We start from the raw sequence: 13218 nt of genomic DNA, 5'->3' as shown, positions 1-13218 counted from the left end.
TGCGGGTAAATATCCCGTCTAGGCGCATCTTTGCCCAATTCTGCGCCCGCCATTTCGCCTTGATTTCTGCCATGGCCGTCAACTGGGAGAAGAATCTCCGCCGTCTGATTAAGTACACCCATGGGCAGGGTTGGAGCCTGCGTCAAAAGGGTTTGGGCGCTACGCAGGTCACACGCCGTTGGAGTGACAACAGCCGTAGCAGCGCCACGGTTCGAATTCCCTGGAAACGGTCATCCGGGCCAAAATTGTTGGCTGTAGTCGAACGGCTGGCGATAGCCATCGCGCCGGAGGCCGAAGGTGGTCAAGGCTTGACTCTGGCAAGAGCAGCTGAGCTGATTCAGCTGCGGGCCAGGGCCATTTGACGGTTTACAGCTGCCGTCATGGGTACACCTTCCGCCGTACCGGAATGGGCCTCGATCACCGGACGCTGAGTAAGTTGATGGGCCATGACCCTCAGACTCACCTCAAGCATTACGGCTGATGGAGCGATGACGAATCCGTGGCCGCGGCGGTCGCTGCTGCTGTGGCGGCGCGGAACACCGCATCCCTATCGAGTCGAGTAACTACCCGGTGACACTGCCTGTAGTGGTAAGGGGTTCAGGTAGGCCATGGCAGCATTAAATGGGGTAGTTAAGCTGGACTCAATGCAAAGGCTCGCAGGCGATCCCTGCCCCGGAAGCACGAACACCATTCGTTGAGATTCGATTGGCTTTGCAGCTGATCTCTCCTCCAAAAAAGCCAGCACCTCCCGAGGGGTGGCAAGGTCCTGCGACCCTCCCTGTTGACGCCTTAGAACTGATTATTGGTCGGCTTCCTAAGGGCGTTAGTCAGCAGTGGTTGCTGGACATGGCATGGGACTGGCGTAATTCATGCGTCACCCCTGAGGTGTAGATCCCTGTTCGCGTTCCTTCGGAATCGCATTTGTTGGAGATGGAGAAGGTGGCCCCTCAAGTGACCGCCATTTATCGCCAGCAGATTGCTGAGACCATCGCAGGCAATTAACGGATGAAACTAACGCGTACGATTGCGCGTGTGCAGCAGCTGATCGTTGATCAATACGGATGGCCTGAGCGGGACTGAAGCCCGCAGCCTGATATGCCCACCCAATCCCCTGTCGAGGAGTGGATGGCGACTGGCCGTGCCTAACGGGCAACCGGCCTGAGCCGTAGCACCCTGCATCGCTGGAAACACGACGGTCTCTTAGAGGAGGGCATTCACTTCAAGCAAGGAGCAACTCCTTAGAGCCCAACTCGTTGGAATGTCTCGGCAATCGAAGACGCGATCAGAGCGCGTCGTGCGTTGCCTTTACGCCCATCAAGTGGAGCTAAGGAATGAGTCTTAGTTCCGAACACTTTCGTTATCTGAAGGAGCGAGGGACCAACCCCGAGCGACTGAAGGAGCGCTACGCCTCCAAAGGCAAAGACCTTTGCATCCTGTACTGCGACCCCAAGGGGGAGCCGTACAAAAACAGCAAGGGCGAGAACTACATCGTCTGCCGAATGTTCCCCAGCGGCAGACCGAAGTTCAAGGCACCGTTTGAGAGTGGTTCACGCCCGTACTTCAGCCCGTTAATGCCTGACGGCTATCTCGAAGACATCACCATCCCGCTGGTGCTGATCGAGGGACCGGTCAAGGTCGATATCTGTTACAAGCACATCCCTGTTGGTTATTGCTTCGTCGGTCTGACAGGTACTTGGAACATCGTCGATCGGCGTGGTGATGACGGGGTCTGGAGAGAAGACAACGACACTCGCGTGCTCCCAGAGCTGAAGGCCATCCCGATGAAGGGGCGGCAGGTGATCGTCCTGCTCGACTCCGACATCGCCGACAACCGATCAGTATCTGAGGCCGCCAAGTTCATTGCCAACTGGGCCAGAAAGCGTGGAGCGTTCCCCCACAAGGTCACCCTGCCCAATGAGCCGGATGGTCGCAAAAACAGCGCTGATGACTTCCTGGTGCGGCACGGTGCGCCGCAGCTAATTGAACGGCTGTTATCTCCAAAAGTGATCGGCTGGCCGTTGCCTGCCCCACTTCTGACTAGTGAAGTGGATTTAAGAAGTGATTACGACGCAACGGAAGAGCAGGAGCTAATTGAGCACCTCTCGAAAATCACCGACATCCAACTGATGGATTCAACGCTGCGGCGTGTTTCCAGAAAGATCGGGCGGAAACACGACGAGCTACTGGCCCTTGTCGAAGACAACCGCGCCGGTGATGAAGATCGAGGCTTTCTCTGCTCTGACGAAGACCTGGAACAGTCCGACATCGATAGCAAATGGATTGTTCCTGATGTCCTGCCTCGTGGTGAGTTGATCGTTATCGCTGCTGATTCCGGCGCGGGTAAATCGCTCCTCACCTACGACCTCTGCCGAGCGCTCATCCGTGGCGACAAATGGCTGGGGTTCAGTGTCCCCAAGATGCGGGTGCTGATCTTTCAGTTGGAGGAGGGGCGCACCATGGCGTCTCGACTCACAGCCTTTGGTTTTCATCACTGGAGCAAGCGCGGTGAAGGCTGGGAGGCAGGGCAATCATTTGATCTGGCAAAGCCCCGCCACCGGCAACAGCTCACGCGACTGATTGAGTCCGGCTACGACTTTGTGATGGTGGATCCGCTGCGTGCGGTCTCCAGCCTCGACATTGAAGAGAACTGCGCCGACATCGGAAAGAAGGTCGTTCGTCCCCTGCGCAAGCTGATCACCTCCGCCGGTGCATCGGCCGTCGTTATTCACCACAACAGCCGCCATAGCGGCAAGTACGCAGGGAACGGCGACATCAAAGCAGCGGTTTGGGGACTGTTCTCGCTGCGCCGCATCGAAGAGGGTCGGCCAGATGAGCTTCACCTCTCATCCCTTGAAGCTCACGACGGCAAATGCCGTGATGGTGACCCCATCGTGTTGCGCAATAGCAAAACCCGCTGCGAGGGGTACGACGGCAGCCAGGGCAACTGTGAATGGAACCTTCTGGGGATGGAGCAGCACGACTGCCCAGACCTGCCCCTGATGAAATGGTTCGAGGCTTTGCTTGCGCAACAGAGTGAGCCGCGCACCCTTCGTCAGATCGGTGAATCGTTGTCCCTTCCAGCCGATGGAACCAAGGTCAACGGAACCCTGAGAACGATGGCGGCCAAGTCCGCAATCATCCGCCGCTGGGCGATCAAAGAGACGGGAAAAACGACTATTTATTGGATGCCCGTTGACAGACGACCTGATGCTTTTCAGCAACCTCTCCCCCGTCAGGCGCTGAAAAGGATGAAGAGTTAACCCTCTTGTCATCACGCGAGGTTTCAAGGGTTAACCAAGGGATGAACGAGGGTGAACTACCTCTGGAACAGTTAGCCGAAGAGGGTTGCACTGAAAGAACGGTTAACCCAATCGCCCTAGTCCCTGACTGCCGGGTTAACTCAGAGCCTGAAAACCCCCCGTACAGGGAGAGGGGGTGCATTCCCACCCTCAACGGGCAGACCGACGTCTTCTGGCAAATCGTCGACAGCAACCCCAACGACCTTCCGGTTCAGATCGCCAACAAGCTCCAAGCCGCCACCGGTCGCAACCTCAGCGGCGCTCAGATCAAACAGTTGATTGCAGCGGGACCACCTGCAATCGAAACCAATGACGGATTTATCTAATGCATATCTCGCCACTAATTTGTTTTCTGTAAGAATGAAGCTATGGCGAAGAAATCAGATAAAGCAGAGATAGACCGGCGGATTCATGCCGTCGTCAAACTGTTGTCGTCCGCCAAAACAAACTCCTACATCCTGCGATTCTGCGCGGAGGAATGGGAGTACAAAAGCGACAAGCCGAAAAGTACCTGCAACGCGCAAGGGAGATCATTAAGGCTGACTACTCAGTCGAACTCTCTGATTTCCTTGGCACGCGTCTGGCCCTGCTGGATGAAATCATCGAAGCCATTATCCGCTGCAAGCAACACAGCAATGCAGTTGGGGCTCTTAAGCTTCAGGCGCATCTCACTAGGCTACTGGAAGGCAGTTAGATGGTAATGAAAACCCCGCCCATTGCTGACGGGGGTGTGTGTGAGGTTTTGTTGGGAGATGGATAGCAACAACATCAGCGCTCCCTGCTTTTCCATTACGGGTTTTGTATAGCTTTCAGCCAATACGCATAAGGCTTCCCGATAGTGAATCAAATCAAGCTAATTTATTGAGACAGGGAGTAAATGGCAGCAAGAAATGTAGGCCATTGCAGTAGCTGGACAACGAGCATTCAAGCTTTGACATGCGATGTCACCAATCCACCATTTTCATCAATATCTTTTTTGATGGTTGCCAATGACTGAGGTGCTGCTTGGGAGCTGCAGAGGCTTAACGAACCCGACTAAGTGCTAATACTCAGTCAAAGAGGGTAAGCATTTACACTTTTCAAAACATTAACAATGCCCATAGTAGCTATAGCTGGGTTCGCCTTGCAAGATCCGACATTATCATCCTTCACCAATCTTGCTCTATGAAGAATTTAATTTTTGAATCAAGAAGCTATGATAGGAAAGGAAAGGTATGCGAGTCAATTGAGTATCACAATAAACATATTTCTGCTAAGGCAAAAGAAGAAAAGTTTAAAAAAATGAAAGCCTCACCTTATGCATTTTACAGGGGATCCAACCATATTTATTGGTCTGATTTCGCTGGCAATTGGCAACTCCACCGCTTTGGAGGCAGTGCGTTTTCAAGGACATGGCTCGAGGGAGATGCTCACGTTTACAATATGGGAGCTTATCTCAATGATATCGAAGTTGTTTCATATGGCTTCGATGATTACGACGATTCATTGGTAGCAGATTACCAATATGATGTTTGGAGATTTGCCATCAGCATGGTACTTGATTGTCAAGAAAATGGAAAATTATCCACAAGCGATATTTCAAAGTGCGTGCAGACTTTCAGTGTACACTACTTGGAGACCATTGCAACATTTGAGAATGATGATTCATTCTCTAGCTCATTTAATAAGAGCAATACCGGAAAGCCATTAATGAAGTTTCTTTCTAAAACTGAGAAGAAATTTAGTCGTGCCAGAATGCTTAATAAGTGGACTGTAGCCAACGAAACAAGGCAATTCAAGAACATAAAAGGCAAGCTTACTCCTTTAGATAAGGATTTAGAATTATATGGGAAGTTGATGGAGTCATTCAAAGGGTATGTTGATACGGTCTCTGAGGAATTTCTGAGCTACTACAAGGGTCACTATGAAGTGTTAGATCTAGCGGTTAGGAAAAGTGCTGGAACAGGCTCTCTCGGTCTACAACGTTATTATGGGTTATTAAGGGGTAATACTGACAGCACCTACGATGATGTTATCCTTGATGTGAAGCAACAAGTGCAGCCAACGGCATTTAGTTATTTGAGTGAGGAAGAAATAAAAGAATATAACTACAATTTCGAAAATCATGCTCACCGCCACGCAATAGCATATCGAGCTTTATCGCAATATCCAGACTGCCATATCGGTTGGCTCAGTATTGATGGAGTCTGCTTTTCGGTGCGCGAGAGATCGCCATTCAAAAATGACTTTCCCACTTTCAAACTGACAACAATAAAAGCTTACTCAGCTATGGCAAAGCAGTGGGCGGAAATAATGGCTAAAAAACATTTAAAAGCGGCCCGGAAATTGAACGGGTCCCTAGATCCATATGTGTTTGAAGCAACGCTAAACCGCATCACCCACGATAGAACTAAAGAGTTTGGAGTATTTGTCAACCAGATTGCACAGTGCTATGCCAGACAGGTACGCAAAGACTGGCTTTACTTCTGCGAAGGCTTTTGAGAAGGTCTTAGTCAGCGAACTTTATTGTCAGATTCGTCAATCATCTCCTCCCAAGCCTGACGTATTCCGTCTAGGAATTTATGTGTTATCAATTTGGATTGAATCAAATTATTTCGTCGTCACTGTGCATACCGCGAGTCAAAAGTTTGAACGACTATTTCACATTTTCGTTACAAGGACCGCAGCTTTCACGAGGCGCCAGAAAAGGCTGGTGGTGAGGGGTGGCTGTATTCCGAGCTGCAGCAGAAGCTCTGTCAGTTCAAGCCTGACACGGCGACCATGCATGCGCAGTGGGTAGCCATCAGGACCTACAGCTACGTTCCGCCCCGCCTGTCAGGTGAAGTTCAACTCCCTCAGTTGCGAGTTGCACTGGTTGTCTGTTCGTCCTAAGAAAAGGGAAGTTGATCGACGAATCAATGCCAATCGCAAACCAGAAATGCGCGTGTGAGCCCTGCAGCTGCAGTGTTTACCCTGAAAAAGCCGTTCAGAAAGATTGAAAGATTTATTGCTCTCAGCCCTGTGCTGATGGTCACGCCGGAGAAGAGCAATGTTGTTCAAGTTGTGATTGCTGCTGATTAGTCACAGCAGTAGCAGTATTGTTAGTCGTCCACTGTTTAATATTAGGGAGTATTGTTGAAATTTATTGGTGGAGTTGGAAATTGCTGATTACTATCTTTAAAGGTGCATGAAATCAGGAGATAAATTACTCCAATGGAAGCGATGGTAGTGAAGAAAAGATAAAAAGCCATAATTTATAATAGCTGATGAAGCCAGGCAAATCCTGTATCAAGAATTACAAGAATTTGGAATTCATTTTAATATCACTGACGGCTTGCCGCTTCTTCAGAGCCTCTTTCAGTTGTCCCCTGAAGTCCAAAATCTTTTTAGTGCCTCACTCTGCTTCTACTAGGCATATTTTGCTCACTGCATAAATAGATTTCCATGAACATTTTGATACTTTGGTGCACCATTATATTCACCCTCTCTGTAATAGACATCCTGGTAGTTAGAATTTAGCATATTTGGATTATCTGCTGTAAAGAGTTATTCAGCAGAGTCACAGCGGTCGCAGTCTTGCGAGTCGTCCACTCTGCATTCAATTAAGGGAACCACCGATACACAACTAACTAAATTTGAATCCCTAAGTACCCGTACTTGAATTCCGCCATTAGATTCTTCTACTAACTCCAGAGCGAGCCCAACTAGCTCTTCCCCATCGGCATTCTTGTAATTCAATATCACAAGACGTTGAAGTTCTGTTGGACTCGACACGAGTGATAAGGCGATCTTGAGAGGATTTAACGCTGATCTGACTCCCCGCATCGTCAGAGAAGGAGTCAGTTCAGTCATCAGCGCCCAATGGTCATGACGCCATTGGATGGAGTGTGGATTCTCCAAAGACACCATCACCCCGGCTGGGGGTGCAGTGCCGTTCCTATGACGCGATGGCAGCGACCAAATGAGCTGCTGCATCGATCAGTCTGATCCGATCTGAGAATCCCCTGATTGGGGGGTGCGCAATCAACTCATCACGGTGATGCTGGCGCCATGAAACGACTCATCTCCATCGCCGTCGCTGTTCTTGCCATCGGCGCAGCAACACCAGAGGCAAAAGCTGAAAGTGTTGCAGACGAAGTGATTGCAATGTGCACCAGGAACAAAGCCAATGAACGCATCCGTGAATTCTTGGCCAGAGATTCAAATATCCTCAACCTGTGCTTTCTCCGAAAGAATGGAGACCTGAGTGCTTCCAGGTTTTCCGTCTTGGTTGCTGAGCAACTCAATCTCAAACAAGTCAGACCATTTGGGCAGGAACTTTTTGAAACCTCCCAGCTCAATTGCGAGCTGCTCACTGGTGTGAAATTTCAATAGATCACCAGACCTTGATCGTCTCCGAGCTGCCGATGGCCCAGGTCGTCAGCCCCTGCTTAGCGCCAGCGCGGCAATAGCGGGAAGGTTTCGTTTCATCAGGCATCTTGTCTTTCTGATCACCGTCGTTGCAGGTGGTGCCATCGCGGATCCCCCAACTGAGGGCTCTATCCGAATTGGGCTGATCGCTACAGCAGTCCTTGATCCCATTGGCCTGTGTTGCGCCTCCTTGGTTAGTTGGTGGCGTTGCAAGGGTTTTGGTTGCCCTGTTTGAGGGCGGAGGTCTCAACGTTTCTCAAGACGCTGCTGGAGTGGCTGTGCGGGTTGTCTGCGCTCTTCCCTTGATGACATTGCTCTTGCATCTGCTTCTCCTTTGAGCCATTCCAGTTGAGCTTTGGGCATTTCTGCGCCCTACGCCAGCTATTGCTTGCAAAGACTCGGCTTTAAAAGTAACGACATCAATCGATCTCCAGTTCGTCGGCCAGATCCAGGTTGGCGCTGACGCTGCGCACATCATCGAGCCCATCGAGGGCATCCAGCAGCTTGAGGCAGCTGCGGGCGGTCTCGGGATCATTCACCGAAACGCTCGTCTGGGCGGACCAGTGATGGCCCCACTCCCTCACATTCCAGTCTGCGTGGCGCAAGCCGTCCTGAAGGCTCTCCAAGGCCTCGAACGGGCCGTGCACCACCACAGCCCCGTCCAGGAGTTCATAGCCATCAGCGTCCAGCTCCAGGAGGCTTTCCAGTAGCCGTTCCTCATCGTCGGGGCCGGCGTTGAGGATCACTTCGCTGCGGTGTTCAAACAGATAGGCCACGCAGCCGTTTTCCCCCAGGTTTCCGCCGTTCTTACTGAAGGCAAGCCGCAGATCCGCCGCGGTGCGGTTGCGGTTGTCCGTGAGTGCCTCCACCAGCACCGCCATGCCGCCAGGGCCATAGCCCTCGTAGCGCACGTCCTCCAGTTGGGCCCCATCACCGGCCTGACCTGACCCCTTGGCGATGGCCCGCTCGATGTTGGAGGCGGGAACCCCAGCGGCGCGGGCTTTGCTGATGGCCGTACGCAACTGAAAATTTCCAGCGGGATCGGCTCCGGCACGGGCCGCCACCATGATTTCCCGCCCCAGCCGGGTGAACACCGCCCCCCTTTTGGCGTCGACGACGGCCTTGGTGCGTTTGATCTGGGACCATTTGCTGTGGCCAGCCATCGCGTCAGGGCAGTGCGGGATGCGCTCGGAGAGTACTGAGCGAAGGGTGGTTTCAGCCTGCTGCATCGAAGACCACCTTGGGCCGCAGCAAACCTCCGCTCTCGCGGTGGCCGATGCCGGCCATGCTCCCATCGGCGTTGCACACCACCACCGCCTCTCCAGCACCGGGATTCATGGCGATGCGTCGGCCGCAGCGCCAGTCGATCTGATCGGCTTCGCTGAGATCACGCCGGGGCAGGTCCCCCAGGGCCAACAGTGGCGACAGGGGATCGGGCGGCACAGCGTCTCGCTCCGGCAGGGGATGGGCCTGGTGCGCGTGGAACCCCAGGGCCTGGGTGCGGCGCAGGGAAGCAAGACAACCTCCGCAGCCGATGCGGTCCCCCAGATCCCGGGCGATCGAGCGTATGTAGGTGCCGGCGGAACAGTGCACCTCGATGCTCAGCTGTCCCAGGGCTGCATCCCAATTCAACAGCTCCAGCCGGTGCACGGTGACGGCCCGTGGCGGCAGATCCATGGCTTCACCGCGCCTGGCCTTGGCATGGGCCCGTTCGCCATCGACATGGACGGCGGAGACCTGCGGCGGATGCTGCTCAATCGCGCCCCGGAACGCCTCCAGGCTGCTGTTGAGCTCGGCTTCACTGAAGGATGGCCAGGCCTGCTGCTCCAGCAGCTCTCCTTCCAGATCGTCGCTGCTGGTGCGCCGACCCAGTTGAATCACCCCGGTGTAGGTCTTCTCCCCTGGGAGGTAGGGCAGCAGTCGGGTGGCCGGTCCCAGGGCAATGGGGAGAACTCCGGTGACGGCAGGATCAAGGGTGCCGCCATGACCCACCCGTTTGAGGCCGTAGCTGCGGCGCAGGCGGCTGACGCAGGCATGGGAGGTGAGGCCTGCGGGCTTGTCGATCACCACGAAGCCGAAGGGGCCGTTCACCGGGGCTGGAGCGGGGTGCCCTGACTGTTGCATTCCGCCGGCTGCGTAGGTTGGCCGCTCTCTGATGCCCATCCATGCCCCAGCTCCGCAGTAGCACGGATGTGGACGTCTCCCCTTTTCTGGCGGACGGTTTGGGCATCAAGCAACACCTCAGCCGCTACCTCGACCTCACGCTGGAGCAGCTCGAGCAGCGTCTGCCCAGCAGCACCGACGACCTGGCGGATCTGCACCCTGGTGCGTTCCGGCCGGAGGACGCCACCACCTTTTATGAAGACACGGTTGGTACGGGGCACCTGCTGGAGCTCGCGGCCTGGCATCTTTCCAGTGCGGACTACATCGCCGACACGCTGCGGCTGCAGGGCATGGCGGTGCAGGGCCAGGTGCTGGATTTTGGCGGAGGCATCGGCACCCATGCCCTTTCGGCGGCGGCGCTGCCGGAGGTTGACCAGGTCTGGTTTGTGGATCTCAATCCCCACAACCAGGCTTTTGTGCAGCAACGGGCGGAAAGCCTGGGCCTGGCGGACAAGCTTTCGGTGCATCGTGACCTCAGCAGCACGGGCGATGTGCGTTTCGATGCGGTGGTCTGCCTCGATGTGCTGGAACATCTGCCGGATCCTTCGGCGCAGCTGCTGGAGTTTCACCAGCGCATGGCGCCCGGGGCCATCGCTCTCCTGAACTGGTACTTCTTCAAAGGGCATCAGGGGGAGTACCCCTTCCATTTCGATGATCCGGCCCTGGTGGATGGTTTTTTCCGCACCCTGCAGACTCAGTTCCTGGAGGTGTTCCACCCCCTTCTGATCACGGCCCGGCTTTACCGTTCGCTTGACGGCAGCGTTTGACGCCTCAATGAGCAAAGCAGCCGACAAGGGACTTTGGCTGATCCGCTTGATCGTGATCAAAAAAGTCCTGCTCGCAGCCGTGCTGCTGGTGATCAGCCTGGCCGCTTTGTATGGCGATATTCATTACGCACAGCTTTCGGACTTCGCCGACACCTGGGGCCAGGCCGATCGCCGGCTTTTGGCAGCCATGGCCCAACAGGGGGCTGTGCTAGGCCCGACGCGCTTGATCCAGTTGGCGGTAGTCTCAGCCCTTTATGCGCTGCTGATCCTCGTTGCAGCTTGGGGCACGTGGTTTGGTCGTCGCTGGGGTGAGTGGTTATTGGTGGCGCTGCTGGCTTTAGCTCTTCCTCTCGAGATCATGCACGCCTTGCACGAACAAAGCCCCAGAACGTTTGTCGTCCTGGGGCTCACAGTTCTGGGGCTGGTGGTAACCAGCCGTCGGGTTTTGCGTTGATTGCGAGGCGCTGAACGCAAACGCAATCTTTGCCTGGTCAAGCAGTGGCCGTTATGTTGATGCGCTTGCGGTTGCGCAGGCCGCGTCGGATCGATTCGAACTTCACGATGCCGTCGGTGAGGGCGAACAGAGTGTCGTCCTTGCCTTTGCCGACATTGACGCCGGGCAGAACGGAGGTGCCGCGCTGGCGAATCAGGATGGAACCGGCGGTGACGGTTTCGCCGCCGTAGGCCTTCACTCCAAGGCGTTTGGCGTTTGAGTCTCGGCCGTTACGGGTTGAGCCTGTGCCTTTTTTATGTGCCATGAGAGGAGATGCTGGTGGGGCGGTTGATGGAGCGGGGGGTGAGGTCAGCTGATGGCCTTGCCGCCCACGGAGATGGACTCAACCATCACCCGGGTGAGTTCCTGCCGATGACCATTCTTACGGCGGGTTTTCTTTTTGGGGCGCATTTTGTAAACGATCACCTTCGGTCCGCGGCGATGGGCCATCACCTTGAGGGACACGGTGGCGTCTTTGACATAGGGCTGGCCGAGAGTGGTGCCCTTGCCGTCCTTCACCAGCAGAACGTTTTCAAGCTTGATGGTGTCATCCACCTCGGCCTGAAGCCGGTCGATGTCGTAGTAGCGGTTGGGCTGCAGCCAGATCTGGGTTCCTGACGCCTCAACGATGGCGTAGGTCCCGCTCTGTTCCGCGGCTGGTTTCGTGTCGGCCATAAGGTGAAAGGACGCGTTCAGGCTCGGCGAACCGATTCAGGCCTGAGCCGCAATCGAAAGACAAACAAAGATCTTCGTCTCTGACACGCCCCATCGTCAAGATTTAGATACTTCGACGCTTCGGATGCCCGGATGGCCAGGCCGGCCCTCACTGTTGCTCTCGTGCTGGGCAGCCCAGCTTTGGTGGAAGCCTGCCGCCCCTGGCTGCCGGCCAATCGTTACGAGTCGGTTGTTCTGACGGTTGATCCTGGGGAGACCCTGGCAGCTGTCCTCGGACCCCGGCAGGACGATTTTGACGCTGTGGTGCTCGAGCAGAGTCTGCTCGACGCTGAGGTCAAGGAGCAACTGCTGGCGGCGGGTCTGCTCTTCCCCGCCGTGATCGTTGGGGAGGTGAAGGGTCAGGTGGATTACCACCCCGAGGAGCTGCATCTGCCCGACGACCAGCTGGCCCAGCTGGGATACAACGTTGATGCGGCCATTTCGCGTTTTCTGCGCCAGGGGCGCGCCGATGGACGCCAGGACGACAGCAGCTCCTCCTCCCGTGCCGTCAGCAACCTCTCCGATCGCCTGCAGGAGCGACTTGGCTACCTAGGTGTTTTTTACAAACGGGATCCATCCCGCTTCCTGGGCAGCCTGCCCCCCGAGGAACGCAGGGATCTGCTGCTGTCGCTTCAACGCACCTATCGGGACCTGCTGGCGAGTTACTTCAGTGATCCGGCTGCGGCCAATCAGGCCTTGGAAAGCTTTGTCAACACCGCTTTTTTCAGTGATCTACCGATCACCCGCACCGTTGAGATCCATGTGGATCTGATCGATGAATTCTGGAAACAATTGAGTTTTGAGGGCCACAAACATGACTTTCTTCAGGATTACCGCCTTGCGCTTCTCGACGTGATGGCGCACCTGTGTGAGATGTACCGGCGGTCCATTCCGCCGGACCTTCCTCTGTCGGGCACGGCCTCTAGCCGTGTACGTCGCCCGATGGATCAGCTCGATGCCTCGGAGGAGTCGTCATGAGTCCCCGCAAGACCTACATCCTCAAGCTCTACGTGGCGGGCAACACGCCCAATTCGATGCGGGCGCTGAAAACGCTGCGCAACATCCTCGAAACCGAATTCCGGGGGGTGTATGCCCTCAAGGTGATTGACGTGCTCAAAAATCCGCAACTGGCGGAGGAAGACAAGATCCTGGCAACGCCAACGTTGTCCAAGATTCTTCCACCGCCGGTGCGGCGCATCATCGGTGACCTCTCCGATCGCGAGCGGGTGCTGATCGGCCTGGATCTGCTCTACGACGAGCTGTCCGATACGTCGCTCAATTCGAGTTTGATCGATGCGGTCGATGAGGAGACCGACACGACCATTTCTTCAGATCCTTAAGCGACATGGTGCGCTCCAGCACGGTTCATCCCGTGCTCACTACGGTCAAGCCA

At 55.1% G+C, this 13218-nt stretch carries 13 protein-coding genes; 9 read left to right on the top strand and 4 right to left on the bottom strand.

Annotated elements, in window-relative coordinates; genetic code table 11:
- The first annotated feature begins 71 nt into the window (after positions 1–71).
- The 5 genes from SYNCC9605_RS10685 to SYNCC9605_RS10665 all read left to right on the top strand — a co-directional run bounded on the left by SYNCC9605_RS10685 (position 72) and on the right by SYNCC9605_RS10665 (position 7652).
- The gene (locus tag SYNCC9605_RS10685; RefSeq protein WP_041435137.1) at positions 72–362 is read left to right on the top strand and encodes a hypothetical protein; all 291 of its coding nucleotides are present in this window, start codon (positions 72–74) and stop codon (positions 360–362) included.
- A 969-nt stretch (positions 363–1331) separates the two neighbouring features.
- Positions 1332–3260: an AAA family ATPase gene (locus SYNCC9605_RS10680; protein WP_011365085.1), complete on the top strand. Its 1929-nt coding sequence runs from the start codon at positions 1332–1334 to the stop codon at positions 3258–3260.
- A 41-nt stretch (positions 3261–3301) separates the two neighbouring features.
- Positions 3302–3625, top strand: a complete 324-nt coding sequence (locus tag SYNCC9605_RS10675) for a hypothetical protein (RefSeq protein WP_041435134.1) — start codon at positions 3302–3304, stop codon at positions 3623–3625.
- Between the two features lie 838 nt (positions 3626–4463).
- Positions 4464–5780 carry a DUF2252 family protein gene (locus SYNCC9605_RS10670; protein WP_011365082.1) on the top strand — a complete coding sequence of 439 codons (1317 nt, stop codon included), beginning with the start codon at positions 4464–4466 and terminating at the stop codon, positions 5778–5780.
- A gap of 1548 nt (positions 5781–7328) precedes the next feature.
- Positions 7329–7652, top strand: a complete 324-nt coding sequence (locus SYNCC9605_RS10665) for a hypothetical protein (RefSeq protein ID WP_011365080.1) — start codon at positions 7329–7331, stop codon at positions 7650–7652.
- Between the two features lie 455 nt (positions 7653–8107).
- On the opposite strand, the gene SYNCC9605_RS10660 is transcribed toward SYNCC9605_RS10665, so the two are convergent.
- Together SYNCC9605_RS10660 and truB are read right to left on the bottom strand one after the other, a co-directional pair.
- Positions 8108–8851, bottom strand: a complete 744-nt coding sequence (locus SYNCC9605_RS10660) for a YebC/PmpR family DNA-binding transcriptional regulator (RefSeq protein ID WP_041435794.1) — start codon at positions 8849–8851, stop codon at positions 8108–8110.
- A gap of 52 nt (positions 8852–8903) precedes the next feature.
- The gene (truB, locus tag SYNCC9605_RS10655; protein ID WP_041435792.1) at positions 8904–9812 is read right to left on the bottom strand and encodes a tRNA pseudouridine(55) synthase TruB; all 909 of its coding nucleotides are present in this window, start codon (positions 9810–9812) and stop codon (positions 8904–8906) included.
- Positions 9813–9853: 41 nt separating this feature from the next.
- Between truB and SYNCC9605_RS10650 the strand changes: the two genes are divergently transcribed.
- Together SYNCC9605_RS10650 and SYNCC9605_RS10645 are read left to right on the top strand one after the other, a co-directional pair.
- Positions 9854–10618: a class I SAM-dependent methyltransferase gene (locus SYNCC9605_RS10650; protein WP_011365076.1), complete on the top strand. Its 765-nt coding sequence runs from the start codon at positions 9854–9856 to the stop codon at positions 10616–10618.
- A gap of 7 nt (positions 10619–10625) precedes the next feature.
- On the top strand, positions 10626–11072 hold the full coding sequence (locus SYNCC9605_RS10645; RefSeq protein ID WP_011365075.1) for a DUF2127 domain-containing protein: 447 nt from the start codon (positions 10626–10628) through the stop codon (positions 11070–11072).
- A 37-nt stretch (positions 11073–11109) separates the two neighbouring features.
- Here SYNCC9605_RS10645 and rpmA read toward each other — a convergent pair whose 3' ends face one another.
- Complete coding sequence (rpmA, locus tag SYNCC9605_RS10640) at positions 11110–11376, bottom strand: 50S ribosomal protein L27 (protein WP_011365074.1); 267 nt, start codon at positions 11374–11376, stop codon at positions 11110–11112.
- 44 nt (positions 11377–11420) lie between these two features.
- Positions 11421–11786 (bottom strand): 50S ribosomal protein L21, encoded by a 366-nt coding sequence (gene rplU / locus SYNCC9605_RS10635; RefSeq protein ID WP_011365073.1) that lies wholly within the window; start codon positions 11784–11786, stop codon positions 11421–11423.
- A gap of 132 nt (positions 11787–11918) precedes the next feature.
- Between rplU and SYNCC9605_RS10630 the strand changes: the two genes are divergently transcribed.
- Both SYNCC9605_RS10630 and kaiB read left to right on the top strand, forming a co-directional pair.
- The gene (locus SYNCC9605_RS10630; RefSeq protein WP_011365072.1) at positions 11919–12803 is read left to right on the top strand and encodes a circadian clock protein KaiA; all 885 of its coding nucleotides are present in this window, start codon (positions 11919–11921) and stop codon (positions 12801–12803) included.
- Complete coding sequence (kaiB, locus tag SYNCC9605_RS10625; protein ID WP_006850278.1) at positions 12800–13165, top strand: circadian clock protein KaiB; 366 nt, start codon at positions 12800–12802, stop codon at positions 13163–13165. The genes SYNCC9605_RS10630 and kaiB overlap by 4 nt, the downstream gene beginning before the upstream one ends.
- Positions 13166–13218: the final 53 nt, after the last annotated feature.

This window comes from Synechococcus sp. CC9605 (assembly GCF_000012625.1).
In the GTDB taxonomy this organism is placed as follows: domain Bacteria; phylum Cyanobacteriota; class Cyanobacteriia; order PCC-6307; family Cyanobiaceae; genus Parasynechococcus.
This window is presented reverse-complemented; position numbering and strand designations above follow the sequence as displayed.